Genomic DNA, 24,940 nt, shown 5'->3' with positions numbered 1-24,940 from the left:
TTTTTACTTTACTCATCACTAAAAAGAGAGTCTTATCCTAGTTTTGAGTGGAGAAGACATTTATATATATCTTTTTTATAGAATTATAAATATGGAAAATAAACTTTTGAGTTTAGAAGATGCAGTAGAACTAGTGAATAATGGAGATTCTGTGACAATAAGTGGTATAAGTATACATAGAAATCCTATGGCGTTTATATACGCTTTAGTGAAGAGGGGAGTTAAGAATCTTTATTTCATCGATAGAGAGCCTGGCTTTGGTCTTGAGGTCCTATTAAAATATGGATTGGTAAGAAAATTGAGAATAGCCATGTCTACTTTGGAGTGGTTCTCAAGTATTCCAAAGCATTTTAGGAAAATGATCGAAGAAAGAGAGGTTGAAATATTGGAAGATACTTGTGGTGCTTTTATTGCTGGGATAAGAGCTGGAAGCTTCGGTGTACCGTTTATGCCGGTCAGGGGAATAATAGGGTCTGATCTGATTAAAATTCATGAGAGAGAGGGCACATGGAAAGTTGTTGAGGACCCATTCAATGGAGAGAAAATCGTACTTGTAAAAGCCATTAACCCAGATGTTGCTATTATACATGTAAATAAGGCTGATGAAGAGGGGAATGCGGAAATCCTAGGTCCACTGTATGAAGATGAGTACAAAGCTAAAGCATCCAAAAAAGTGATAATAACCGCTGAAGAGATAGTCCCTAGATCTTACTTTTATGGTAGGAGACCAACTATTAATGGAGAACATGTTACCGCTGTAGTTCATGCACCAAAAGGGGCAGAGCCTACTAGTATGTTCCCACTTTATGATGCAGATTATGAAAAAATCATAGAGTTTCTAGAGCACTTCTAAGATTATATGGATCCATATTATTGATAAATCTTAGATCCTCATCAGTCAAGTCTATTAATCTTTCATTATCTCTTCTCTTTATCTCGAACTCAGTATTTTCTACTACTTTCTCATATGAGCTAAATGGATAGATTGAATCTAAGTACCATTTTCTGTCTTCTCTATTATATCTTAAAACCCCCAAATTAGTAACTACAAATACTTTATTATTTGAAAACTTTGCTGTTCCAGTTACGAAGTCCACTTTTTTGACAAGAGATCTCTTAGAGTGTTTAAGGTTCCATAATATTGCCTTTTTAGTTAGAGGCAGTATGAATGCTGTAGCTGCTCCCCCGGGTAGTTTAACTTTGGGATTATAGTAATCATTTCCAATTATAGTTAAATTTACATTGGTTTCCTCGTCAATTTGGGCTGGGCCTAGGAACATAACATCTAGTTTACCTTTCTGTGCTAAGTCAAACGCGTCAGCTGTAATCATAACTGGGGCAGCCTCCACAAAGAATGGATTTCCAGTAGATGGAGATAATGTAACTTTTGATGGATTTGAGGCTTCTGCTACTCCTATTATTCTTATCTTTTTTCCGTAAAGATCTCTGGCCATGAAAGATGCAATTAGCGATGGGATCGAATTTAACCCAATATACACTAATTCACCATCATCTAATAATGTCGAAATAGCCTTTATGACATAATCTACATTGTAACTTTTCATAAATAATTTTAAGTTTTTACGTGCTATTAAAGATATTGATGGTAAAGGTTTACAAAATAGGGGATTATTACATAGCTGGTGTAGAGCATGTTATTCAAGGGTATTTACAAGATGTTGTTTTCGTTTATAAAAATAATAATAATTGGGTTAGCGTTAGTGCGGAAAGATTTAGGACCAACGATCCTTCCATTAACAAAGTGAAGGAAGCGGTAAAGTACGCTACTCATGAGGAAGATCTAAAAAAAGCAGTAGAGGAACTACGAAGTAGTGGTATTAAGATAGAAGAGGTTAAGGAAATTCCATTCCCTAGAAAGTTTGTTGAAGGGAGGAAGAAGATTCAAGAAGAGTTTGATTGATATAAAAAATCCGGTGAAGCTTTTACACATGGGAGAGACAAGCCTTAAATTTACTTTTCTTCAATGCTAATTTCAATAATTTGTCGTTAATTTTTAGCCAATTTTTCAAGTTGATTATTGTGTTATAATCAAATTTTTCTAACATATTTAATTCCCTAATTAATCTACTTACTTTGTCAGCATTTGATTGCGTTGATATAATAGCTTCTTCCAAGTTATATCCTGTTATGACTTTTAATAGTATCTCTATTATTGAATTTATTCTGTCTGGGACTCCTACTGTTGAACCCCTTAAAGAGATTTTGACTTGCGGTAACTCATCATATCCATATTTTCTTGACAATTCATAAGTTGCGTTCTTAAGTCTTCTTCCCCTATCTACTATCCCGCCAATTATGAAAAACTTTGTATTCCTTATCATCTCCTCAGTTGCAGTAATCTCACCATAAGGATTTAGCACAATGGTATTATCTTTGGGAATATAATTGAGAATCTCTATTTTATTTCTCCCTTCCAATTTGAAAGAAGCAGGAGTATGAGCTAACTTCAGATTATAATCAAACAAATATTCTCTGATGGTTTTTATCGAAACCCGTATTTGCTGTTCTAGACTTGTTTTCTCCTCGTCTAGTAAGAAATCCATATTCCCTAAATCTATTATGAATTGGGGACTTTCCGGTACTATATTACTGGGTACCTTTATCTCCCCATTTTTCAAAAAAACGTAATCTGTAATTTCCATTCCTTTCCCTTTTAGAATCTTTATTTTCTCTTCAATAGATATAATCTTGCCATAATCACGTTTTTTAGATATTCCATAATCGTCATAAAGAAACATATTTATCGCAATTGATTGTAGATATCCTGTTTTGAAAAATTTTTTTAGAGTAGTGATTTTTAATGTCTCAATGCCAAGAGTGTTTGTGAGATATTTTGCTAAAGCTTTACCTAAGATCATTGTCGCATCTTTCTAGTTATTTCTGATAAATCACTCTTACTATCATTACTCAACTTTTTAGTCTCCTCAATTAATTCTGGTCTCCTTGTTTCTTCAGCAACTCTCTTTAACTCGTTGAGCACTTTAGTTGTATCTTTTCCAGTCTCTAAAGCTTCTAAGTACTCTCTCAGTAATCTATAGTATTTTATCTCCAGTATAACGTCTCTATCTATATGACTTTCTACAGCTTGCGGATTACCTCTTTGTAAAATAACGCTTTTTGTTACCGTCTTTTTTTGATTATCTATAGGGTCAACATATTCTGCAGCGAACGTAATGGTGTATGGTTCCTTCCCAGCGGGTATGATAAAACTTCCGTAAATTGCAATTAGCTTCTCTACTATCGGTATTCTTATGGGAAGATCATAGTTAAATGGCATAAAGCCTTGAGGAACCCTCAAATCCAAATTATGTGCATATATTGATGTGGTTCTTTGGCTCTCAAAAACAGTCGGTAATTCAGATATATCTTTTATATGATAAAATTTTCCTGATGATTTATCTGCCAATTTCTTTAGAATTCGCTCATTATAATCCCTGCCTATTCCAATAGTAATTATTTGAGTGTTCGGTGAGATATCAAGTTTTTCATAGTCCTTAACGTTCTTCTTATCAGTTGGTTTTCCGTCAGTTAACATGATGATTTTAGTAGGTACCTGTGATTGTTTAGCTAGATTAAGGGCGAAATTCACGGCTTCATAAAGCCTAGTGGTATATCCTTTGCCTATATCGAAAGTTATTATTCCTTTAGCTGGTCCTTGATATTTAATTTCCGGGTGGTTAGAGAAGAGAATTAGTGTTACGTAATTACCATAGTCTAAATTATATAAAAGCTTTTGGGCTGATTGTACTGCAGTATTGAGTTTTTCACCACGCATTGACGGGCTATTATCTATCATTATGATATAGTGTATGCTACTCATTACTGTACTTTGCTGAGGAGTTATATAGAGTACAAAGCCTACTTCAGTTGGCCTATCACTATAAGCGTAAGTATGTGATTGTTTTAAGTTAAGAGCAATAGTCATATCTATGATATTATAGTAGAAATTTTTAAGTACTATGACGCCTTTTATACAAACATGACATGGAAATGTCCAGTTTGTGGTTATGAAAATGCGGACGACTCTTTATTTTGCATCAAGTGTGGCACTAAAAAACCAGAGCAACAAGTAGAACAAACTCCAGCACCTCCCGTTGAACAACAAACAAGTGATCAACAGCCTGTGGAACAACAGCCAGTAGTTGAGCAACAACTAGTCCAACAATCTGCAACATCAGAGCAACAGCCAGTAGTTGAGCAAAAAGTATCTCAGCAAGGGGTAGTTGAACAACCAGCTGAGGCTGTAAAAGCTGAACAGCCTCAGTCAGCTACAACTACTGTTAGTAAGTATTATATTCTTTTCATTAATACTCCTAATCCTGCATTTAATAAAACTAAATTACCTTTAGATTTTGACATATTTCCTTCTATATCGGTAGGCAGAAGTCCAGAAAATGTAATAGTGATTCCAGATCCGGAAGTATCTAGAAAGCACGCAATTATTAGTTTTGAGAACAATGAGTTATATTTAGAGGATTTGAATAGTACTAATGGTACTTATATTTACGACGGTAAGATATTTCAACCAGTTAAGGGGAAGATTAAGATTCAGCCTAATTCGATTATAAAACTAGGTAATAATACTGTAGTAAGAATTGTGGGAGAATGATTAGTTTAGAGGAAATTAGGAGCATTGTGAGTAGTGCTATTGAAATGTATAAATCCAGGTATGGGTCTCCATTTGTTGGAAATATTGAGATTAACGGTAATGTAGTTTTCGTTGGAGATACTCATGGGGCTATTGATGTTACTACTAAGGTTTTTTCCGATTTCGCTAATAATGCAGATTTAGTAGTGTTTTTAGGGGATTATGTTGATAGGGGAGAAGAGCAGTTAGGTAACTTACTTCTGATTTTACGACAAATGATAGAAAATCCGAACAAATATATTGTTTTGCGAGGAAATCATGAAAGTCCTATAACTAATGAGTATTATGGATTTAAAAAGGAGGTAAAGGAAAAGTTGGGTGAAGATAGTTACAGCATGTTTGTAGAGCTTTTCTCCTATATGCCTTATGCTGTAGTAGTTAATGGTTATTTTTGTGTTCATGGGGGTTTACCAATAGGGATGGAAAAGGTCGAAGAGATTGAGAAATTACCCAGACCAGATGTAAACCCAGATAATCCGATAGCATTTCAATTATTGTGGAATGATCCAAGAGAAGGAATTGATGATTTAGATTTCTTACCTAGTATTCGGGGAGAAGGGATATATTTCTTCGGAAAACGCGTTGTTGATAACTTTTTGGAAAATAATTTGTTGAAAGGTATAATAAGAGGACATGAGGTTGCTGATGGTTTTAGGATTGATATGGGTGGCAAGATCATTACAGTTTTTTCTAGTAGGTATCATCATATGAGAGCTGGAATTTTAATTTTAAAAAAAGATGGTGAATTTGAATACGTCTATGTTTAGGTGATGAGATGTGACCCTTTCATTAAGAGTAGATACAAGTCATAAGTATTCATTTAGTGGGGATGTTAGGTATATTTTTAAGGTATTATTAGTTCCAGAAAAATTGGGCTCTGCAACAGGTTTCCATTATATAATAGCTCTTGACACTAGTGGATCTATGTCAGGTTATAAAATAGAGCTAGCTAAACAAGGTGCTATAGAGTTATTCAAAAAGATACCTAAGGGTAATAAGGTCTCCTTCATAACTTTTTCATCAAATGTGAATATAATTAAGGAGTTTGTCGATCCTTTGGACTTGACGAATGAGATATTACAGATAACTGCAGGAGGCCAAACAGCACTATATACAGCGATCTTAACTGTAAATAGCTTAGCTAAGAAATATCAAATGCCAACTTATCTATTGCTACTAACTGATGGAAATCCTACAGATGAAACTAATATTGGGAATTATTTGAAGTTACCCTATTACGAAAAAATTCAAGTTTATTCATTTGGAATAGGTGATGACTATAATGAGCAACTATTACAAAATATTAGCGATAAGACAGGTGGAGTAATGTATCATATTTCTGATGCTACTGAAATACCGCAAAAACTACCTCAAAAGGCTGTGACGCAAATAGCGGCAAAGAATGTTACAGTTGATATAACTGCTGAAGGTAGCGTAAAACTTTTGAATTATGCTACATTGCCCGTAAAAGTAAATGGGATAGAGAACGTTATTAAAATCTTTGGAGAAACCATTTTACCAGCCAATTATGAGGGTAGCTTCTTAACTGTAAAAGTTAATTATGAAGATCCAGTAACTAATAAGTCAGAATCACTTTTGCAAGTTGTTCAAGTTAAGAAAGCACAAGACCAAAACATGTTTGTATCAGGCATAAACAATGATCTGATAAATGAATATAGGTACTATGAATTGTTGGAGAAATATGCAAAACAAGTTCAGGCTGAACAATTAATTGAAGCTACCAAAACTCTTAATCAGCTAAATGAAATAGCTCAGCAGACTAGGAGGATAGACTTCATGGAGACTACTAGAAGGTTGTCAGAGGGACTAGAGACCACTAAAAGGATAGGTACTATTGAACAGACTAGGAGGCTATCGAAAGAAGTTACTAGTGAGGTCACTAGAAAGCTTAGGGAATGATAGCAGAGTAATCCACGTCCAAAACCTTTATATCATTTCTTTCTCTGTATTTTATCCCATCCACTATTGTAGGTATATCAGAGACTGTAATATTATAATTTTCTCTTAAATAATCTATTAATTTGTTCATTAATTCCTTTTTATTTGACGCTATGATTGGCACGTCATTTAAAATTAGCATTCGGTAGAGTCTCTCATTCCTTGACCCAAGAAAATACAGCTTTGCCATTAATCCACTAATCTCTCCTATTCCCTTTTTGTACGCTTTTATTGCTATCAGCACTTTATCACTACCTTTAAGTGAGTACAAGGTATCAGCACTTTTAACTACCTTTACAGTATATTTGTAATTAGGGTAGAAGTTAAAACCAATTTTTGGAGGATCAAATATTATAAGCTTTCGCAGAACGTTATTATTTAAATCATATGATACGTAAGCTGGATATTCCTCTGCCAGGAAATCCACGAACTCGTACCTAGTTATTATGTAACTAGTTTCAGCTACAATTATAGATGAAATGTCAATTCCATTTAATTTCATATGTATATCTTACCCTCAGTAATATTTAATTATTTCTTATTTAACGTTGATAGAAATAAACAAAAACCTAGTTTATCATTATATATTTTCCTAGGAAATTGAATAGTTTTTAACAAAGTATGGGATTTAATTTATAGAACATTTTTGCTATTATTTTATCAAATCAGCCCATTTTGTCTAATTTGATTTAGTAGATAATTAGCGACTTCCTTAGTTCTATTTACCAATGAAGATGGCATGTAAATGCTTTTTTTAGTTAGTTCATCCTCATCTAATACTAATGTTTCGGAATCCTTAATTGCGATATCAATTTCCAGATCTAAATACCTTATTTTCCCTCTAAGTAATTCTGGTGGTGTCGATATATTAATATAGACTCCCTTTAATGAGTTATCTATTCCGCTATAATATTTATGAATTTGATACCATTTATTAGAATTATACTCCACAATATCATAATCACCATCCTCTATACGTTTGCCTATACCGTCCAGAATTCCATTACTGGTAAACTCTCGCCTAAGAACGATCCTATATCCGTTATCATTAACTTCCTTTTCAATTACCTTCCCACCTCTCAAATAGATTACTTTTCCATCAGCCTTAATGTGTTCAATTTTCATGAAATCAGAAATTAGTGCTTCCAATAGTTTTCCCGGACTACCTTCCTTATTCTTTTCTAGAGAGTCAATTTCCCTATTATAGCTTAGCTTTAACATATGGTGATACTTAACCGTATCAACTACACTCTTTCTGACTTCGTCCAACTGTAGTTTATCTGGTAATGAAAGAGTTATTAAATGGAAATCCTCTCCTTGATCCTTAAATTCTCTATTTTCATATTTCATTACTAATCTTTCCAAGTCTTCTTTTAATTCATTTAACGTTGCATATTTTGCATTACTTCTCCACTTTACGTTATATCCCTTTCTATTAAGAGGTGAACTCAATGATAATAGCCTCAGTCTTTCTTCCTCATCTCTAATATGTTCAGAAAAAGTAGTTATTCCCTTCCCTCTCCACACCATTGCATACTTACTCACAGCCTTAGTCTCACTTAATATTATTTTTCCATCATAAGGAGGTTTTGTAACGATTCCTTCTTTTAAACAAGGTTCTACTTTAAAGTTCAAGTAAGTGCAACTTTCTTCCGTTTCTATGATAGAGTATAGTTTGATAGGACTTCTCCAGTGAAATGAGTATTTGAAGATACTATGTAGATCCTCCTCAATAATTCCATTCCCCATTACAGTGATCTTGCCTCTATCGTCCTCAAAATCCTTTATGGTAATGTCGGCAGGTGAGTTGTTTATTTCCTGCATAAATCGCTCAGCTATCTCAATAGATTGTTGTACAATTTCGTACGAAAGAGAAGAAAAAATTGACGTTAAGGCTGTAGCGTAAATTCCCCTTATTCTAACTCTTCCTTTCATTTTCTAAGAATTTCTCTAGCACATAATTTAATATTCCTCCTTTCTTGACATACGTTAATTCAACATTATTATCTATTCTTGCAATTCCCTTAGTAGTTATTTTCTCTCCATTAGATTTTACAAACTCTATAACTAACTCCTTTTTAGGTTTAAGATCCTTAATACCCTTTATGTTAACAGTTTCATCTCCCTTTATTCCTAGACTTCTCCAGTCTTGAATTTGTATAGGTATTACACCCATAGCTACTAAGTTACTTCTATGTATCCTCTCAAAGCTCTCTGCTAAGACAGCCTTGACTCCTAACAATTTGGTTACTTTTGCTGCCCAATCTCTTGAACTTCCACTTCCATACTGTTTACCCGCTACTATTACTAGAGGAACTCCTTCCTTCTTATACTGCATTGCCACTTCGTATACACTAGCAATCTTCCTATCTGGGAAGTGGACAGTATATCCTCCTTCTTTTTCCACTAATAGATTCTTCAGCTTAGGATTGAAAAATCCCCCTCTTAACATTATCTCATGGTTCCCTCTTCTGGCACCATACGTATTTAGATCGTTTACATTAAATTCTTTTAAGTATAATCCTGCAGGTGAGTCAGGGGTAATTGGACCAGCTGGTGAAATGTGGTCAGTAGTTATCTTATCTCCTAGCAATAATAGTATTCTAGCGTTAACTATATCATCTAACTCCTCCTGTTTTTCTTCAGTGTACCATGGTGGTAATCTTATGTATGTTGATTTCTCATCCCAACTATACACATCTCCTTGTGGAGTTTTTAATGTGTTCCATAATTCGTTTCCTTCAAAGATATTGGAATTCTTCTTGTATAATTCTGGTCTTAAGGCCATGTTCATATAGGCTTTTATCTCTTTTAAGGAAGGCCAGATATCCTTTAAATATACTGGTTTTCCATTGGGATCGTATCCCATTGGCTCATTGTAAAAATCTATATCAATTCTTCCCGCTAATGCATAAGCAACTACTAATATAGGAGAGGCTAGAAAAGTGCCCTTTAATAGTGGGTTTATTCTACCTTCGAAATTCCTATTTCCGCTAATTACTGCATATGTTTCAATACCATTCTCCTTAATGTCCTCCTCTACATGCTTTGGTAAGGGCCCTGCATTACCTATACACGTTGTACATCCGAAACCAACTAAGTGAAAACCTAGAGCCTCTAAATATGGTAATAATCCCGTTTCCTTTAAGTACTCAGCTACTATTGGTGATCCAGGTGCAGTGCTGGTTTTAACGTAAGGAGGTACTCTTAATCCCATTTCAACAGCCTTTTTGGCTAAGATACCAGCACCTAACATTACAGTTGGATTAGAAGTGTTTGTACAACTAGTAATTGCAGCTAAAACTACAGCGTTATCCTCAACATATTTGCCCTTTTTCTTTTTCTCTTTACTTAGTTTTCCTTTAACTTCTCTCAGACTTATTCTTTCATCAGGATTTCTAGGTCCCGCTATTGCAGGCTCTATCTTACTTAAATCCACTTCTACTACATCTGTATATCTTATTTTCCTAGAATCATCATAGAATAGATCTTGTAGTTGAGCATATCTTTTAACAAATTCTCCATCTCTATTCGTGAGTTCAAGATAGCTTATTGTTACATCATCTATCGGGAAGTAAGCTGCTGTTGCACCATACTCTGGTGCCATGTTAGCTATAGTTGCTCTATCTGGTACAGAAAGTAATGATAAAGATGGTCCGAAGAATTCAACGAATTTACTTACCACGTTCTTCTTCCTTAATAACTCCGTAATGTAAAGAACTACATCAGTAGGAGTTACTCCTTCTTGTATCTCACCAGTTAACCTTACACCTATTACCTCTGGTACATTAAGGTAGTATGGCTCTCCTAAGAGTACAGCCTCTGCTTCTAATCCACCGACTCCCCATCCTAGGATTCCAAGACCTTCAATCATAGTAGTGTGAGAATCTGTTCCAATAATTACCTCTGGAAATGCAGTTAACAAACCCTTTACTTCAGCTTTTGTTACTACGGTACTTAGATATTCTAGATTTACTTGATGGATAATCCCTTTTCCAGGAGGCACAATTCTTAAGTTCCTAAATGCTCCTTGAGCCCACTTTAAAAATTGATATCTTTCCAAATTTCTTTCAAATTCTTTTTTCATATTAAACTCTAGTGAGTAAACCGTGCCATAATAGTCCACTTGTACCGAGTGATCTATAACTAGGTCAGCTGGGACTACTGGGTTTATGATCTTAGGATCTTTTTTCAATTGAATCATCTTCTCTCTCATTGCTGCTAAATCAACTAATAGGGGAACTCCAGTGTAGTCTTGCATAACAACCCTAGTTGGCATAAAAGCTAATTCTTCTCCTACTTTCCATTTTGCTATATTCTCTAAGTCTTCTTCTGTGATCTTATTTCCATCTAAATTTCTGTAGACGTTTTCAACAAGTATTCTTATCGAATAGGGTAGATCACTTATTTTGTAACCTTTTTCTTCCAATTCTTTTAGTGGATAATAATATATTTCTGAACCCTTATATGAAAATTTACTTGGCATATATAAACATACTTACTCAGAGCAAAAAAATTAGTTTATAAAACGACTCTCGGTGATAAAGATATTTGCAACGGAATGTAGTATTGTATGTGAGTGAGATTTTAGAGATCTGCAAAAAAGTTAAACTACTGGCATATTTCGGATCTTACACAAGGCAAGAAGACTTCGTAGAAGGTATCTCAGATATAAATATTTTTGCTATAACTGAGGATAAATATTTGATACTTGAACTTGCGAGTTTAGGCTACTCACCAATTGCACTTTCTGAAAAGACACTCATAGATATATGTGAGAAAGGTGATCCAATTTGTTACTATCTACTTTATGACTCTAATGTAATCTGTGGGCAATTTCCTAAGAACCTTAAATTCAATTTGAATAATTTTACTTGTGAAAGGATTAGAAGATCAATTTTTTCCTTCATGTCATCAGCAGTTACAAGTTTTTTTAGAAAAGATGAAATTTCCACTATCTCTAACTCCTTTAAGGCTCTGAGAAGTATTATACAGTGGAAATCATGTATTAATCTAAAAAATATTCCATTAAAAAACGATGAATTGAAGAATAGATGTAGAGAATTAAATCTTTCAGTGTGTAATGAGTTTTCAGATATAGTCCTTATTAGACGCATGAAGGCACCATTATCGCTTTGGAGTTTAGACAAGATTGTCGAGGTTACTTGTAGTGAATTTAAAATTAATTGTGCCAAACCATCTAAAGTGTTGGAATTAGTTAAGAATCCCGTGCAAGTTACGTATAATGAAAATGGTACAGTTATAATAAAGGATAATTTAGGTAAAGAAACCAAGATACCATAAAATTTTTTACTGTAAAATGATATTATAGTAATTGATGAGCGAAGAGATTAACCGTGATATGGAAAGAGCAGAAGAATATGAACAAACTACAACTAGAGTCTCTGCATTAGGTCAAAATAAATTTGAACTAAGTACTGGGCTCATAATTGCTGCTAGATACGCTGATAAGTTAAGGAGAGTCGCATTAGTAGCCTTTAGTAAGATAGCTCCTAAGGAAGTTATTATTAGAGATGTGAGTGAGCTAAATAAACAACTATATTCCAAAATTGTGGAGGAGATGAAGCTAGGTAAATTGGATGTTATTAGGATATCAGTAGATGCCGAATATGACTATCAAAACAAAAAATTAATTTTCAGTAATTTGCGAATAATAAGATATGTTACTGAAGAACAATGTGCAGAGAGGTATAAAAATGTCATTAGCGAGAATGAAAAATTAAAAGAAGAAATTTCAGAATTAAAGAAAAAATTACAAGATATATTATCAATTTTAAGGTAAATTATCCTTTTATTATTCCTATTATGAATCCTATAATGAATGTTATTGAGGTATATGGTATTATCGATTTCAAGTTTTCAGCACTTGAAACTACATAAGGCAGATTTGCTGATAATGTATGTAAGAAGTTTATCACGTCTTGAGGCGTTATGTAACCAACTGCAATAAGTATTATAACGATAGCAAGTAATATGAGACCTATTTGGATGATCTTTTTCACGAGAAAACCTATTAGTAACCCTAACAAAAATGCTATAACGATTGAAATTATTCCGCTTGTAGTTAATGCGGGCAACATGCTAACTATATTTTGTAATCAAACTTATAACTTTGTATGGATTAGCAAGAAATATGAAAGTTGTAAAGTACAATTTGAAGGTTAAGATTGAAAGAGCTGGAAAAGAGCCTATAATCATAGAGAGGAAATTTAGAAAATTAGCTAATGCAAGAAGGTTTATGGATGAGCTAGTAGGAGAAGATGGAGTAAAGTGCACACCATTAAGTAAGTCTGAAACTTTAATGACTAAACAATGTGAAGGTGAGCAAGTAAAGTATTTCTTCGAAATTAATATAGAGAGAATTAAGAAGCCAAAGAAGGAGGAAGCCAAAAAGGAAGAGAAGAAGCAAGAAGAGAAGAAACAAGAGCAAGGGACTACTTCTCAATCTCCATAGTGGACTCTAGTCTCCCTTAACCATTTTCTAAAGCATGATTTAGAACAAAATAGATAAGCCCTATTTTTGTGTACTAAAATAAATTCAGCGTAATCTACCTCTTTTCCACACTGACTACAAGTACCAAAGTTAGGAATGGATAAAATTTGCCTTATAGACTTGAATTCAGCCATATAAAATAGATTAGTTGAAAAAGTTTAAATAACTATTTCTAACGCAGTGTGCTTCTGTAAAGCTTCTTTAACTGTCCCTGCAAGTTTTTCTAGATCGGCTTCTAATTTTCTATATAACTTATCTTTTTCTACCCAATAGATGTAGTTTGGTCTTCCCTTTCTTTCCTCTTTTTCAGCTGGAGCTTTTTCTCTCTGTATTAAACCCTTATCAAGTAAGTTATTTAATGCTTTACTAATAGAGGCCTTAGTTACGTTTAATTTTTGGGATAGATCGTCAGTAGTCATCTTTCCATTTTGTAGTAATATGTGCAGTACCTCTACATCACTTTTAGATAGACCGTACATGAAGGCTATGAAGTCGTGTATATCTACTTCCCTTCCATCGGGGAACCTAACCTTTTCAGCCATTTCTTTTTCACCATATATCTATTTAGCTTACTTACTTAAAAAAGTCGTGTATATTCAAATATACATTTGTATACAAATGTATGTAAGTGTATTTCAGTTATCTTCTAAGAGATTGTTTTATTACGATAAACGCTGTTAAAGGTCAATTATAAAGGCTAACAATAAATGCTGTTAAATGTTTCTACGAAGAGATAGTATATATGCATTACTCAACATTTTGTGAGGATGGATATATTAACGTTGTACCTGCTCTAAAGGTTACGTTAATAATGAGTTTATTAAGTAAGGGTTTATCATTACGTGATGCTTGTAAATATGTTAACATGTCAATAACAGCATATGAGAGGCATAAGAAAGATAGTATGGATAAAATTCAGAAAATTAGAGAAAATAGAGAAATTAGTGAGATGATCAATGCTTTAACTACCAAAATGATAAATAAGGAGAAAATAGACCCAATGATGTTCTGTCTAATTTGTAGTAAGTCACGAAGGTTATTTAACTTACCAGTATGTTTTTAAGCTGTGAAAGGTAAGAGAGTAATTTTTCTCTCAGCATCATCATTTTTCCTCTCCTATTTTTCCAGAGTAACCTGGAGTATTGTGGCACCCCTTTCCGCATTGAAAACAACTACTACTGAAGATAGCATAATATTTGCACTTTTCTTCGTAGGTTATATCCTAGTCCAAATTCCTTCTGGAATGTTAGCAGACAGTATTTCTGTAAATCGCTTGCTTTTCCTCTCTTTATTGGGCGTAGGAATCACGTCTTTTATCTCAGCGACAGTTCCTCTCATTATGGTAGAGTATATTATGAGCTTTTTAATGGGATTTTCTGCTGGTTGGATATATCCTATTACAGTAAAACTACTCAGCATCTCATTTGATGGCGAAGACTTACCTACTGCTATGAGCATTTACAGTATAGCTTGGCCCTTATCTATAGTAGCTTCCGGTATTATAATACCCTTTTTAGCCTTAACATTTGGTTGGGAGTTCTCATTTTATTTTATAAGTGCACTTTCTGTAATTTTAGGTATTTCAGCTCTAGTCTATCTTCCTTCCTTAAAGTTATCTAAAAATATAATTAAATTTAAGGGTGTAGTTAGAGATAGGAACTCCATATATATATCTATTGGAGGTTTTTTATTCTATTTAACATATTGGGTACTTGTTCTATATCTTTATAAATATTTACTGGGTGTATTTAGAAATGAGTATGTGGCTGGTGTTATATACTCGTTCACTGCATTAACCGGAATTTTCTCTACTATTGTAGCTGGATATATAATAAAGTCATTAGGCGTTAAAAGAACATTTTTATTGTTCATAAGTCTCTACACTATCTCGTTACTTCTTTTTTCATTTTCAAGAAACGTGATAATTATTGGTACTGATGCATTAGCCTTAGGTTTCTTCAGGTTTATTATAACACCAACAAGCTCTACAGCGGTAGCTGTGATTGGAGGGAAAGAGAGAAGCGGTAGCGTGACCGGATTTGCTAACTTCTTCTGGCAATCTAGCGGTATAGTTGGCTCCATAATAGCTCCTCTTCTCATAAACTTATTTACATATACATATTTATGGACTTTTGTTGGTGTAATCTCTTTTCTTTCTTTAATTTTTTACTATAAACTTAAATTTATGAGAGATTATCTTTAAGATCAATACTCATTCGTTCAACTTCAGCAGATGAAAGCATATCAAGTATTTTTCTCATATACACTTTCACAAAATAGTATATCTTAAATTTTCGAAAAATTTCATATTCTTTTTCAACTACTTGATTCAAATAATCTTCTGGGTCATATTTAATTATCTTGAACTTCATTCCCTCAATCTCAAGTTCATTAGGAACATTTAAGGTAGTGACCAAAAGTATCTCGCTACCATCTATCCCAGCAAGGTAAACGTGAAACTTATCCACTTTTTCTAACGCGGTTAGTACTATTTCTTTATCATCTAACAACTCTTTTTGCCTCCTCCTCAAACTGTTTGTATACTTCTTGAATTGGTTTGAAAGTTCTTTTTACAACATCTACATCCACTATCCTTATCTTAATTATCCAACTATCATAAGGTCTTTCATTGATTAGTGAAGGATTTTTTACTACATTTTCATTTACGTCAAAAACTTCACCCTCTATTGGCAACCTAAATTTACCTATCCACTTTGCGCTCTCAATAGAGAATAGAATACTTCTTCCGTTTACTTTTTCGCCCTTCTGTTTTACCGTAACCTGAAATATTTTTCCAGCCATATATTGTCCTAGATCAGTAACACCTATGCTAATTACATTATTATCCTCTATTCTTATCCACACATGTTTTTCCGGTTCGTAAAGTAAATCGTCAGGAAAGGTAAAGCCTAAGATTTTCATAAATATTTAGCATATTTTTAAGCTTATAAACTTTATTTAGTAAACCATAATTATGGTTAATTTCGCAGTTTGGTTAGATGGAGTTATTCTAAAAATAGATCTAACTGATTTGCTTTACAAGATCTATAAAGGAGATAAAATTGATCTACCCATTACGTATGATGTTAATGATGACTGGCTCAAAATCTATGATCAGATTAGGGAAATGGAGTTAGCCATACTTTCTCCCTATGATGAAATCACTACAAAGAATATTTTGGAGAGAATTGATCTTAAACCCAGTTATGTCATAGCTAATAGGGGAAGGACTAAACCATCAAAGGAGCCATATAGGATCTTAATTGAGGCCACTAGATGGGATCCTTTACAAATAGTAACTTTAGCATCGTCTCCCTTAGATTTATTATCTGCAAGGTTTTTCGATTCTAGAATTAAAGTTGTCTGCGTAAAGAGGTATCAAGATTGTTCTAGATATTCTCCCTTCTTGTATTCTGATAATCTAGAAGACGCTATATCATTACTCAAGAGACTTAAAATTATAAGATAATAAAATGATTTTTAAATGAGTTTATAATTTCTGAATAAAATATAGGAATATGTCAATTGAGAATGAGGCGAAGAAGTTAGCTGCTACCTATGCGAGATGGCTAAGGAATCCGCAAGATGCTCTATTTGGGAAAAATGGAGAGGGGGTTGTCCTTCAAATTTACAAGAAACTAAAGCAAGCTAAAGATAAAAATGAAATAATTGAAATACTTAAGTTAGATCAATATTCAATGGAAAAGGCTACGTTGAACGATATGACCAGATTTATAAGTGATTTGCTAAATAAAATTCAGCAGATGGATGATCAATCTGCTTTGCGATTTACTGTAGAAGTGTTTAGATATTTTCAAATAGCATTAGCCACCAAATTAGAGGATATGAATAAGGGTTTGTGGGCATAGAATTTCCAAAAAATCACGTTAACTTTTTTTGCTAAAATAAGGAAAGATTTATATATACGTTTTTTCTGATATATTCATATGCAAGTAGAGAATATAAGAGTTAGGCTCCCATCTGGAAAAGAGGTTGGATTAATAGATGCACTGAATTTCTGCTACGATATTTCAGATACAGACTTCCAAGTGTTAAAGACATTGCTAACCAGTGGACCTAAGACTGAAGATGAACTAGCTGAAATGCTTCATTTAAGTAAGGCATCAATAAATAGATCTGTAAATAAATTAGTTTCATTGGGATTTGTGGATAGGGTAAAGGACTCCTCATCAAAGGGAGGGAGACCAAGATATATATATAAACCCATAGAAGCGGACAGAATCACTGAGAAGATTTCAAGCGATTTCAAATACTGTGCTGACTTGTTCTCAAGTGTAATACCACAAGAATTGAAAGGAAAGTAAATTAGTTTATTTTTAACCTTCGTTTTTCTTACATTTAAATGTGAATCTATCCGGTTCTCTTAGAAATGCTAACATACATATTTCAGTGTCAAAGTAATACTTAACATTATTGTAGTCAGTAGTGTAGGGTGTACATTCAGCTTCAAACAATCTATTACATACGGGACATATGACCTTCATGTCGTTAAAAATAAAATTTTTTATCTTTATAACGTTAATTCTTTGAGTATGATTGAAGAAATGGATTTAACTCGGCTTGAGTGCCCTGAACCTTTCATGAAAGTAGTTGCAAAACTTATGAAGATAGATAACGGAGAGCTTAAGATAAGGTATAAGGATGCCAAATGTAGAGAAATGTTATTAGAGGCTATGAGGCTAATGAATTGTAAGGTTCTAGAGGATTCACAGCAGGATGGAATATTTATCATGCATATTAAAAAAGAAAGTGGTAGTTCTGAAAAGCCTAAAAAAATCGAACTAACTGGAGGTTGCTGAGAGTATCTTAGAAGCACAGCTAGTTAAATCCTGTTTTATTTTGCTCTCAGCATTATGTATAACCGCATATAGATATTTAGGTCTTCCTATTCTCTTCCCTTCCTCTCCGTCCTTATTCCTAACTATCAATCCAATTTCTATTAACTTCTTTAAACTATTTTCTACAGTGGTTTTGCTAAGTTTCATAACGGAAGCTAACTCTTCAGCGGATATCGGTCTATTAAGCTCAATTAATTTAAATAGGCACTCAACATCAGTGTCTGATATTTTATAACAACATCTTATTACCTCTTTGCTTTCTGAAAGTTTTAAACTCATAAACTTATTTTATCTTTTCTAGTATTAAAACTTTAACTATTTTTTAAGGATGATACTGGGGGAGGATTATTTACATTATATATTTTTTTCATGTACTCTTTGTACATACACCTATCTTGGATAACTATAAGTCCAGCTTTTCTAGCCTTTTCCGCAGCATCATCATTTCTAATACCCTCTTGCATCCATATCACCTTCACATCGCCAACCTTTCTCACTCTTTCCAAAACCTGATCGACAATTTTAGGCACTTCATTTGATGGTCTGAATATCTCAACAATCTCTACCTTATCTGGTACGTCAAGAATCGACGGATAAGACTTTTTACCTAATATCTCATTCGCAGATGGATTTACTGGTATAACGTTATATCCGTGGTCCATTAAAAACTTAGGCACCTGAAAAGCTGCTTTGGATGGGTCTTTAGAGAATCCAACAGTTGCAATATTTTTATATTTAAGTAAAACTTCCTTTATGACTTCCTCTTCATTCTCCATAATATTCACTTGGATTTTTGACTTTTAAATTTATCTATGTCAATTTAATGTTTTTCGAAGATTTGAGAGAAATATTTTTATATTAAGTTAACTAAAGCATTTAGGAATGAGAGAATTAAGGTTTTTGGTTGAGAGAAATAATCAAGCCTATATATTAGCTGGTGAAGAGGCTCTTCTTTTATCAGTTGCTAATGGCTCTCAACCAATTTTACGATTTGTAATCTTTGATCCTCCAGCAGTTCTTATAGGTTATCATCAAGCGGTTGAACAAGAAGTGAATATAGAAGAAGTGAGGAAAAGAGGCTGGGAGATAGGAAGAAGACCTACAGGGGGTGGCACAATTATAATGGGTCCATGGCAATTAGGTTGGGAAATCTACGCAAGCAATGATCAGTTGGGATATACTCCAGAAAGCGCAATAAAAATTGGTGCAGAAGGCGTAATTAGGACTCTAGATAAATTGGGTATAAAAGCGTCTTTTAGACCAAAGAATGATGTAGAGATAAATGGGAGAAAGATCTCTGGAATTGGAGCGTTTTCTGAGGGTAAGTACATTGCAGTTACTGGCACTATTCTATTAGATTTCGATGTTGATGCAATGGTTTCAGTTCTTAGACTATCTTCTGAAAAACTTAAGGATAAATTAGCGAGAGACTTTAAAGATAGATTAACGTGGATTAATAAGGAATTATTACGTCCAATTGACATGGAAGAATTAATAAAAATCTCTAGGGACTCCTTTGCAGAGGTTTTAGGGGTGAAACTTGTAGATGGCAATTACAACGAATTTGAGAAGAAGACAATACAAGAATTAGGATTAAAGTACTCATCTCCAGAATGGATATTTAACTTAAGGCGACCATTAATTGGTGACGATATAAGATATGTAGAGAGGAAACTTCCAGGTGGGCTAGTTAAGGTACAAGTTAAAATGGCTAGTAAAAATCTAATTGAATCAGTACTAATAACTGGTGATTTCTTTATAGAGCCAAGAACTGCCATATATGATTTAGAAGCTAAGTTGAAGTGGAGCAGAGTTGAGGATCTAGAAAACGAAATCAGAACGTGGTTTAATAGCGTAAAAGCAATTGGAATAACTATCGATGATCTCATAAAAATAATAAAAGAGGCGGTAGGATGAGGCCATTAATACTTTATGCTCCTAATTTAAAGAGGTATGAGACAGACTTTTTAGACTCTAGAAAAGGATGGAAGTCAATATCAGTCACAGGAACATATTGTGCATTTAACTGTAAGCATTGCGGTAGACGAGTCTTAGAATCAATGATTGATGGTTCGACTCAAGATAAAATTGAGAAAGAGATAATGGAAGTAGTAAATAGAGGGGACGAGGGAATTATACTATCTGGTGGTTCTACATTGAGAGGAGATGTTCCAATATGGAAGTATTCTTCCTTATTGAAAAGATATTCCGATAAACTCACAATAATAGCCCATACTGGTGTAGTTAAAAATGAGGAAATAGCTACAAAATTTAAGGAGAGTGGTGTAAAAATCGCACTGCTAGATATGGTGTCTGATAATGATACGATTAGAAATATTTTAGGTCAGCCGTTTACTGTAGACGACTACCTAAACTCATTTAAATACTTGAAAAAGGTCGGTATAAAAATAGTTCCTCATGTAATATTAGGATTGAGCAAAAAGGGCTTAGAGGGTGACCTAGAGTCAATAAAATTACTTCAAGAAGTTAATCCTGACGCGCTAATAATTGTCGGTCTAATGCCACTGGTTGGAACGCAGATGAGTAACTCTAGACCCCCAACTGCGGAGGAGATGATAACTGCTCTAAAAACTGCTAGAGACACATTCCCTAATATTCCAATAAACTTAGGTTGTGCAAGACCTAGAGGTAGATCATATCTCGAGGTCGAAAAGTTTGCTGTGGATTATGATATTGACGCAATAGCTTTTCCAGAAGATGAAACGTATGAATATGCGAAAAATAAAAGGAAAATAATTTTAAGCTATGCATGTTGTGGTAATGTAGTTTTTGATATATTTAAGGTGATAACCTCATGACCCTACGTCTAGTTTCAAGCCCAGATTGGGTAAGATTAAGTTTTGGAGCAGATATGGTACTAGGTTTTTCTTCTGGTATGTTCTTAAAGGGAGCTCTAAATACCACGATAAATCTATTGCAATATTACCCAGATGGATGCAAAGCAAATTGTTTATACTGTGGTCAGGCTAGAGAAGTTGCTAATGGTCCAGAATGTAAAACCTTAATAAGGGTAGAATGGCCACTTAGACCTTTAAATGAGGTATTAAAGAGGATTTATGAAAGACAAGGAAACCCAGAATACGGTCTTCAGAGAATATGCGTAGGCCAATTAGCTCATCCTAGGGCCTCACCAGATGCCATAGAGATAACGAGAAGGATAAGGGAGGCTGGTATTGAACTACAAATTTCGGAGCTAGTGACAGCAACTTATACGTTTAAACATCATATGATTGAAATGAGAAAAGCTGGGGCTGATATGATTGATGTTGCAATAGACGCCGCAAATGAGAAAGTGTTCGAAGAACTAAGAGGTAAGAAGGCTAGAAGCATGCACTCATGGAAGAGGTATTTAGAGGCAATAGATGAGGCAGTGGAAGTATTTGGCAAAAAGAATGCAGGTATTCACTTAATAATAGGATTAGGTGAGACTGAGGAAGATGCAGTAAAGCTTATGTGGTATGCTCATAGTAGGGGAGCTAAAATTTCACTCTTCGCGTTTTATCCAGAAGCTGGGACTCCAATGGAAAAGAGAAAACCGGTCCCAGTTCACGTCTATAGGAGAATGCAAATAGCAAGATGGTTAATTGAAAACGATATTATAGACATCAACGCCTTTAGGTTTAATGATAAGGGAGAGCTCATTGATATAGAAATGCCATCTGATATAACCTTAGACCAGATAGCCCCAGCATTTATGACCAGTGGATGTCCAGGCTGTAATAGACCATACTCCAATGAGCGACCAGGTGGAGTGTTAAAGAATATTCCTTGGTATCCAAATAGAGAAATGACTTTACGTTCAATTAAAGCTTCTAGATTAGAGTCATTAATAAAGAAAGTAGTAAGATAAGTATGTTCATAAAGGATGGCTCTCTAATAAGCTATTTTTCAAGCGGTTTTCCTTCACATGTAAGGGTAAAGGCAATAGATATCTCATCTCCAGATCTTAAAGTATTTTACTCCCCAGTTAAAGGTGAGGTCGTAGATATATTACGATTCGAAATAGGACGCCCAAATAGGTTTTCTAAAACAAATTACGATTATATGATCTTAATTAATACTGAAAATCAAAAGACGATCAAAATCCTTCACGTCTTACCGTGGGTAGAGAAAGGCGAATATGTTAAAGAAGGGCAAGCAATAGGGAATTTTCTTCAGACGCCTTATACTGGTGGGGACTTTCCTCATGCTCACGTTGAAGGGATTACAATAAGATTTCCTAAGATCTCAACTTATAGAGATTCCAAAATTGGTATAGTGTACAAGAGATGCAAGGACTTTTTTGATGTGATAATAAAGGACTTCGCTGAAGCTGGGAGGCTTAGAGGAATGGGTTGTTGCGGAGGATTATTAAATGCGAGTTTACCATACGCTTGCTATGGTGGAATCATTGGTGGATTCACCGGTCAATTATCACTTTATGGCCTAGATTTAGGGTACTTAGCGACTAAACGTAAAACTTACCTCTTGTTCGAAGGTAAGAAAAACTTATTGAGAAATTGGGAGAAAGAAGCTTCCTTCAAGGTTCTTGCAAATAAGCCAATATGTGGTTTCGCGTTTATGGAAGTTATTCTATCTTATAATGGTTACCCCATGATTAGGTTCTTTTTAAATGATATCAATATTAATGAAGGTGATGAAATTGATATATCAGAGTTCATTAGGAGTCATTTGGGATCAAAGATTTACTGAGATTTCGTTCTCTCATCCAATGATTAGGGATATGTCTAAGGCTAGAGTAAGAGATTTCATCAAATTAGCTAGGGAAAAGCTCTCATTTGTGGAAATACGACCAGAATACGCTACTGAAGAAGATTTAATGACAGTTCATACAAGGGATTACGTTAATTTACTCAAAGAGAGCAGTAAGATTCCCTATATAGGATTTTTAGATCAAGGTGATACAGTTCATTATCAAGGGATGTTTGAAGACATCTTATTAATAATAGGTTCTTCATTTACTTCCATAAAGTATTCTAAATTCCTAGATTACGTCTATCTTCCCCTGGGTGGATTTCATCATGCAATGCCTAATAAGGCAATAGGATTCTGTCCGATTAATGATGTTGCAATAGCTGCTCTTAAGTTATTTGAAAAGGGTGAAAGGGTTGCTATTGTCGATATTGATGCTCATCACGGTAATGGTCTACAATTTATATTATACAATAAACCAATTTTAAAGATAAATATTTACGCATATGATGGTAACTTTTTCCCTGGAACCGGAAAGATTAATGAAATAGGCGAAGGTGAGGGTAAAGGTTATAATATAAATATTCCTTTATCGTTAGGATCGACCGATGATGTTTTCGAAAAAAGTCTAGAAATATTGGATTTATTAGAGGTTTATAGTCCTTCCTATATTCTAGTCGTAGCTGGAGTGGATGGCCATAAAGATGATCAACTAAAATCCTTAGAACTAACCACCAATTCTTATAACCTATTAGGTCTTAGAGTAAGGAGACTTAAAATGGCAACTAAGGCTAGTATAATAGCTTACGGCGGAGGAGGATATGGTCCAATGTCATCCTTAAGTATGGTTTCATTCTTAGAAGGATTAATAGGTAAAAGAACTTCTTATGAACCACTAACATTTTCTAAGAATGTTGAAGAGATAAAAAGAATAGAAAAAATTATTTCAAGATTTAAAAGTTTTTCCAACTTCTTTAGCCAATTCAAGCATTAATCCTAAAGCATAGCTAACGTCCTTATCGCTTGTAGCCCTCAATAATCCCATAGTTCCAACTGGCCTTACGTTTGGTATATCATTAACCCAAGCCTTGAAAGCCTTAGAGAATTTATCCATCATCATAACTAGTCCGTTAACGAATTGTGGATCAGACATTATCTCTAATAGTTGCATTAGTCTATCTAAACTACCAGACTTCTGCATTTCAACTAACTTATTTGTCAACAAAAGTAATGAGTTAACGTCTATTTGTGATATTGCCTTAACAGTCTTCTCATCCGTTAGTTTCTTTAACAGTGGCATTGCAGCTTCTAATGCACTAAGTGAAGACGCAACATCGAATTGTTGAATGATCTTTACTGCTCTATCACTTGTTAGTTGTTTCATTATTGGTGTTAAGGCCTCTAAAGCGTTGAACATTGAATCTAAATCCAAATTCTGTATTAAGTTTAGGGTTCTTTCGCTGGTTAGTTTTTCTAGTATTGGCCATATTGCTTGTATTTTTGGTAGTTGGTCCATTCCGAAGGATATGAGTGTGTTTATTAAGTCTGCCTTTTGTACCGCATCAAGTAGCGATATTCCTTGTTCCATTAAGTTAACTAGCATGTCAATTTGTCCTTTGCTAGACATTTGATCCATTAATGATGCAAGTTTATTTAGTGTAGGAGCCATCCTTGAGGCTAGGTTAAGCAACATATCAATATCTAAGGCTTCAATAGTCTTTACAGTCCTCTCATTTGCAAGTTTCGAAAGAACTGGTACTAACTTCGAAGTACTATCTATTAAAGAGTCATAGTCTATTTGATCGAGTATCTTTAATGCCTTTTCATCTGTTAACTTCTTCATTATAGGAGATAATTTTTCCAACGCGGTAAGGACAGAGTCTAAGTCAATCTGTGATAATAATTGCAAAGCTCTTTCGCTGGTTAGTTTTTCTAGTATTGGCCATATTGCTTGTATTTTTGGTAGTTGGTCCATTCCGAAGGATATGAGTGTGTTTATTAAGTCTGCCTTTTGTACCGCATCAAGTATTGAAACTGTTTGATCGAATAATGAAAGTAAGAAGTCTACTTGCCCTTTCTTATCCATCTCTATTATCTTATCAGTTAACTTTTCTATTGTAGGTAGTGCATCGACTACCTTAGATAACCTACTTAAATTTTCTGGTTTTAATATTTCCTCAAGAGGATCTACTGTTGATATACTCATACTACTATACCCTAAATTAA

General features: G+C 34.1%; 34 protein-coding genes. 19 read left to right on the top strand and 15 right to left on the bottom strand.

The window, feature by feature from the left end:
* The first annotated feature begins 91 nt into the window (after nucleotides 1-91).
* Entirely contained in the window at nucleotides 92-853 is a 762-nt protein-coding gene (locus GFS03_RS06530) for a CoA transferase subunit A (protein ID WP_153423062.1), read from the top strand.
* Here GFS03_RS06530 and GFS03_RS06525 read toward each other — a convergent pair.
* On the bottom strand, nucleotides 828-1,565 hold the full coding sequence (locus tag GFS03_RS06525; RefSeq protein ID WP_153423061.1) for a CoA-transferase subunit beta: 738 nt from the start codon (nucleotides 1,563-1,565) through the stop codon (nucleotides 828-830). The two genes, GFS03_RS06530 and GFS03_RS06525, sit on opposite strands and share 26 nt — an antisense overlap.
* A gap of 38 nt (nucleotides 1,566-1,603) precedes the next feature.
* Here GFS03_RS06525 and GFS03_RS06520 point away from each other — a divergent pair, with 38 nt between their 5' ends.
* Nucleotides 1,604-1,921, top strand: a complete 318-nt coding sequence (locus tag GFS03_RS06520; RefSeq protein WP_153423060.1) for a hypothetical protein — start codon at nucleotides 1,604-1,606, stop codon at nucleotides 1,919-1,921.
* A 22-nt stretch (nucleotides 1,922-1,943) separates the two neighbouring features.
* On the opposite strand, the gene trm10 is transcribed toward GFS03_RS06520, so the two are convergent.
* Together trm10 and GFS03_RS06510 are read right to left on the bottom strand one after the other, a co-directional pair.
* Nucleotides 1,944-2,879 (bottom strand): tRNA (adenine(9)-N1)-methyltransferase Trm10, encoded by a 936-nt coding sequence (gene trm10 / locus GFS03_RS06515; RefSeq protein ID WP_153423059.1) that lies wholly within the window; start codon nucleotides 2,877-2,879, stop codon nucleotides 1,944-1,946.
* Complete coding sequence (locus GFS03_RS06510) at nucleotides 2,876-3,946, bottom strand: VWA domain-containing protein (protein WP_153423058.1); 1,071 nt, start codon at nucleotides 3,944-3,946, stop codon at nucleotides 2,876-2,878. Before GFS03_RS06510 ends, trm10 begins: the two co-directional genes overlap by 4 nt.
* 54 nt (nucleotides 3,947-4,000) lie before the next feature.
* On the opposite strand from GFS03_RS06510, the gene GFS03_RS06505 reads away from it, so the two are divergent.
* The 3 genes from GFS03_RS06505 to GFS03_RS06495 are packed head-to-tail and all read left to right on the top strand — an operon-like array spanning nucleotide 4,001 to nucleotide 6,589.
* Nucleotides 4,001-4,630, top strand: coding sequence for an FHA domain-containing protein (locus tag GFS03_RS06505; protein ID WP_153423057.1), 630 nt, complete (start codon nucleotides 4,001-4,003; stop codon nucleotides 4,628-4,630).
* Nucleotides 4,627-5,436, top strand: a complete 810-nt coding sequence (locus tag GFS03_RS06500) for a metallophosphoesterase (protein WP_153423056.1) — start codon at nucleotides 4,627-4,629, stop codon at nucleotides 5,434-5,436. Before GFS03_RS06505 ends, GFS03_RS06500 begins: the two co-directional genes overlap by 4 nt.
* Nucleotides 5,437-5,446: 10 nt before the next feature.
* Nucleotides 5,447-6,589 carry a vWA domain-containing protein gene (locus GFS03_RS06495; protein ID WP_153423055.1) on the top strand — a complete coding sequence of 381 codons (1,143 nt, stop codon included), beginning with the start codon at nucleotides 5,447-5,449 and terminating at the stop codon, nucleotides 6,587-6,589.
* Here the strand turns inward: GFS03_RS06495 and GFS03_RS06490 are convergent.
* The 3 genes from GFS03_RS06490 to acnA all read right to left on the bottom strand — a co-directional run bounded on the left by GFS03_RS06490 (nucleotide 6,579) and on the right by acnA (nucleotide 11,114).
* Nucleotides 6,579-7,130, bottom strand: coding sequence for a hypothetical protein (locus tag GFS03_RS06490; protein WP_153423054.1), 552 nt, complete (start codon nucleotides 7,128-7,130; stop codon nucleotides 6,579-6,581). The two genes, GFS03_RS06495 and GFS03_RS06490, sit on opposite strands and share 11 nt — an antisense overlap.
* A 158-nt stretch (nucleotides 7,131-7,288) precedes the next feature.
* The gene (locus tag GFS03_RS06485; protein WP_153423053.1) at nucleotides 7,289-8,563 is read right to left on the bottom strand and encodes a DUF402 domain-containing protein; all 1,275 of its coding nucleotides are present in this window, start codon (nucleotides 8,561-8,563) and stop codon (nucleotides 7,289-7,291) included.
* Nucleotides 8,547-11,114 carry an aconitate hydratase AcnA gene (gene acnA / locus GFS03_RS06480; RefSeq protein WP_153423052.1) on the bottom strand — a complete coding sequence of 856 codons (2,568 nt, stop codon included), beginning with the start codon at nucleotides 11,112-11,114 and terminating at the stop codon, nucleotides 8,547-8,549. Before acnA ends, GFS03_RS06485 begins: the two co-directional genes overlap by 17 nt.
* Before the next feature lie 65 nt (nucleotides 11,115-11,179).
* On the opposite strand from acnA, the gene GFS03_RS06475 reads away from it, so the two are divergent.
* Together GFS03_RS06475 and GFS03_RS06470 are read left to right on the top strand one after the other, a co-directional pair.
* Complete coding sequence (locus tag GFS03_RS06475; RefSeq protein WP_153423051.1) at nucleotides 11,180-11,932, top strand: hypothetical protein; 753 nt, start codon at nucleotides 11,180-11,182, stop codon at nucleotides 11,930-11,932.
* 34 nt (nucleotides 11,933-11,966) lie between these two features.
* Nucleotides 11,967-12,431 (top strand): DUF2258 domain-containing protein, encoded by a 465-nt coding sequence (locus tag GFS03_RS06470; RefSeq protein ID WP_153423050.1) that lies wholly within the window; start codon nucleotides 11,967-11,969, stop codon nucleotides 12,429-12,431.
* A 1-nt stretch (nucleotide 12,432) separates the two neighbouring features.
* Here GFS03_RS06470 and GFS03_RS06465 read toward each other — a convergent pair whose 3' ends face one another.
* Complete coding sequence (locus tag GFS03_RS06465; protein WP_153423049.1) at nucleotides 12,433-12,729, bottom strand: hypothetical protein; 297 nt, start codon at nucleotides 12,727-12,729, stop codon at nucleotides 12,433-12,435.
* 53 nt (nucleotides 12,730-12,782) lie between these two features.
* Between GFS03_RS06465 and GFS03_RS06460 the strand changes: the two genes are divergently transcribed.
* Nucleotides 12,783-13,103, top strand: coding sequence for a hypothetical protein (locus GFS03_RS06460; protein WP_153423048.1), 321 nt, complete (start codon nucleotides 12,783-12,785; stop codon nucleotides 13,101-13,103).
* On the opposite strand, the gene GFS03_RS06455 is transcribed toward GFS03_RS06460, so the two are convergent.
* Nucleotides 13,091-13,276 carry a TRASH domain-containing protein gene (locus tag GFS03_RS06455; RefSeq protein WP_153423047.1) on the bottom strand — a complete coding sequence of 62 codons (186 nt, stop codon included), beginning with the start codon at nucleotides 13,274-13,276 and terminating at the stop codon, nucleotides 13,091-13,093. The two genes, GFS03_RS06460 and GFS03_RS06455, sit on opposite strands and share 13 nt — an antisense overlap.
* Nucleotides 13,277-13,300: 24 nt before the next feature.
* The gene (locus GFS03_RS06450) at nucleotides 13,301-13,684 is read right to left on the bottom strand and encodes a helix-turn-helix domain-containing protein (RefSeq protein WP_153423046.1); all 384 of its coding nucleotides are present in this window, start codon (nucleotides 13,682-13,684) and stop codon (nucleotides 13,301-13,303) included.
* Nucleotides 13,685-13,884: 200 nt separating this feature from the next.
* On the opposite strand from GFS03_RS06450, the gene GFS03_RS06445 reads away from it, so the two are divergent.
* Together GFS03_RS06445 and GFS03_RS06440 are read left to right on the top strand one after the other, a co-directional pair.
* Nucleotides 13,885-14,205 carry a hypothetical protein gene (locus GFS03_RS06445; RefSeq protein ID WP_153423045.1) on the top strand — a complete coding sequence of 107 codons (321 nt, stop codon included), beginning with the start codon at nucleotides 13,885-13,887 and terminating at the stop codon, nucleotides 14,203-14,205.
* A 3-nt stretch (nucleotides 14,206-14,208) separates the two neighbouring features.
* Nucleotides 14,209-15,345, top strand: a complete 1,137-nt coding sequence (locus GFS03_RS06440; protein ID WP_153423044.1) for an MFS transporter — start codon at nucleotides 14,209-14,211, stop codon at nucleotides 15,343-15,345.
* Here the strand turns inward: GFS03_RS06440 and GFS03_RS06435 are convergent.
* Both GFS03_RS06435 and GFS03_RS06430 read right to left on the bottom strand, forming a co-directional pair.
* On the bottom strand, nucleotides 15,326-15,652 hold the full coding sequence (locus tag GFS03_RS06435) for a hypothetical protein (RefSeq protein ID WP_153423043.1): 327 nt from the start codon (nucleotides 15,650-15,652) through the stop codon (nucleotides 15,326-15,328). The genes GFS03_RS06440 and GFS03_RS06435 overlap by 20 nt on opposite strands.
* Entirely contained in the window at nucleotides 15,642-16,064 is a 423-nt protein-coding gene (locus tag GFS03_RS06430; protein WP_153423042.1) for a glycine cleavage system protein H, read from the bottom strand. Before GFS03_RS06430 ends, GFS03_RS06435 begins: the two co-directional genes overlap by 11 nt.
* Before the next feature lie 52 nt (nucleotides 16,065-16,116).
* Here GFS03_RS06430 and GFS03_RS06425 point away from each other — a divergent pair, with 52 nt between their 5' ends.
* The 3 genes from GFS03_RS06425 to lrs14 all read left to right on the top strand — a co-directional run bounded on the left by GFS03_RS06425 (nucleotide 16,117) and on the right by lrs14 (nucleotide 17,467).
* Entirely contained in the window at nucleotides 16,117-16,611 is a 495-nt protein-coding gene (locus GFS03_RS06425) for an HAD family hydrolase (RefSeq protein ID WP_153423041.1), read from the top strand.
* 34 nt (nucleotides 16,612-16,645) lie between these two features.
* Entirely contained in the window at nucleotides 16,646-17,011 is a 366-nt protein-coding gene (locus GFS03_RS06420) for a hypothetical protein (RefSeq protein ID WP_181443802.1), read from the top strand.
* Between the two features lie 78 nt (nucleotides 17,012-17,089).
* Nucleotides 17,090-17,467 carry an HTH-type transcriptional regulator Lrs14 gene (gene lrs14, locus GFS03_RS06415; protein ID WP_153423039.1) on the top strand — a complete coding sequence of 126 codons (378 nt, stop codon included), beginning with the start codon at nucleotides 17,090-17,092 and terminating at the stop codon, nucleotides 17,465-17,467.
* Nucleotides 17,468-17,479: 12 nt separating this feature from the next.
* Here the strand turns inward: lrs14 and GFS03_RS06410 are convergent, their stop codons facing one another.
* Nucleotides 17,480-17,647, bottom strand: coding sequence for a YHS domain-containing protein (locus GFS03_RS06410; protein ID WP_153423038.1), 168 nt, complete (start codon nucleotides 17,645-17,647; stop codon nucleotides 17,480-17,482).
* 48 nt (nucleotides 17,648-17,695) lie between these two features.
* On the opposite strand from GFS03_RS06410, the gene GFS03_RS06405 reads away from it, so the two are divergent.
* Entirely contained in the window at nucleotides 17,696-17,962 is a 267-nt protein-coding gene (locus GFS03_RS06405) for a sulfurtransferase TusA family protein (protein ID WP_153423037.1), read from the top strand.
* Here the strand turns inward: GFS03_RS06405 and GFS03_RS06400 are convergent.
* The gene (locus GFS03_RS06400; RefSeq protein WP_153423036.1) at nucleotides 17,945-18,280 is read right to left on the bottom strand and encodes a helix-turn-helix domain-containing protein; all 336 of its coding nucleotides are present in this window, start codon (nucleotides 18,278-18,280) and stop codon (nucleotides 17,945-17,947) included. The two genes, GFS03_RS06405 and GFS03_RS06400, sit on opposite strands and share 18 nt — an antisense overlap.
* Nucleotides 18,281-18,312: 32 nt before the next feature.
* Nucleotides 18,313-18,777 carry a CoA-binding protein gene (locus GFS03_RS06395; RefSeq protein ID WP_153423035.1) on the bottom strand — a complete coding sequence of 155 codons (465 nt, stop codon included), beginning with the start codon at nucleotides 18,775-18,777 and terminating at the stop codon, nucleotides 18,313-18,315.
* 106 nt (nucleotides 18,778-18,883) lie between these two features.
* On the opposite strand from GFS03_RS06395, the gene GFS03_RS06390 reads away from it, so the two are divergent.
* Genes GFS03_RS06390 through GFS03_RS06370 form a run of 5 tightly spaced genes read left to right on the top strand, consistent with a single transcriptional unit; the run spans nucleotide 18,884 to nucleotide 23,708 of the window.
* A complete protein-coding gene (locus GFS03_RS06390; protein ID WP_153423034.1) occupies nucleotides 18,884-19,918 on the top strand; it encodes a lipoate--protein ligase family protein in 1,035 nt (344 codons plus the stop codon).
* Nucleotides 19,915-20,820, top strand: a complete 906-nt coding sequence (locus GFS03_RS06385; protein WP_153423033.1) for a radical SAM protein — start codon at nucleotides 19,915-19,917, stop codon at nucleotides 20,818-20,820. The genes GFS03_RS06390 and GFS03_RS06385 overlap by 4 nt, the downstream gene beginning before the upstream one ends.
* Nucleotides 20,817-21,872 carry a radical SAM protein gene (locus tag GFS03_RS06380; RefSeq protein WP_153423032.1) on the top strand — a complete coding sequence of 352 codons (1,056 nt, stop codon included), beginning with the start codon at nucleotides 20,817-20,819 and terminating at the stop codon, nucleotides 21,870-21,872. Before GFS03_RS06385 ends, GFS03_RS06380 begins: the two co-directional genes overlap by 4 nt.
* Nucleotides 21,873-21,874: 2 nt before the next feature.
* On the top strand, nucleotides 21,875-22,714 hold the full coding sequence (locus tag GFS03_RS06375) for a peptidoglycan DD-metalloendopeptidase family protein (protein ID WP_153423031.1): 840 nt from the start codon (nucleotides 21,875-21,877) through the stop codon (nucleotides 22,712-22,714).
* Complete coding sequence (locus tag GFS03_RS06370) at nucleotides 22,659-23,708, top strand: histone deacetylase family protein (protein ID WP_153423030.1); 1,050 nt, start codon at nucleotides 22,659-22,661, stop codon at nucleotides 23,706-23,708. Before GFS03_RS06375 ends, GFS03_RS06370 begins: the two co-directional genes overlap by 56 nt.
* On the opposite strand, the gene GFS03_RS06365 is transcribed toward GFS03_RS06370, so the two are convergent.
* A complete protein-coding gene (locus GFS03_RS06365; RefSeq protein ID WP_153423029.1) occupies nucleotides 23,661-24,920 on the bottom strand; it encodes a DUF1641 domain-containing protein in 1,260 nt (419 codons plus the stop codon). The genes GFS03_RS06370 and GFS03_RS06365 overlap by 48 nt on opposite strands.
* Between the last annotated feature and the right edge of the window lie 20 nt (nucleotides 24,921-24,940).

This window comes from Sulfolobus sp. E5-1-F (assembly GCF_009601705.1).
Classification (GTDB): Archaea; Thermoproteota; Thermoprotei_A; order Sulfolobales; family Sulfolobaceae; genus Saccharolobus.
Note: the sequence above shows the minus strand (reverse complement) of the source record. Positions and strands in the feature narration are given on the sequence as shown.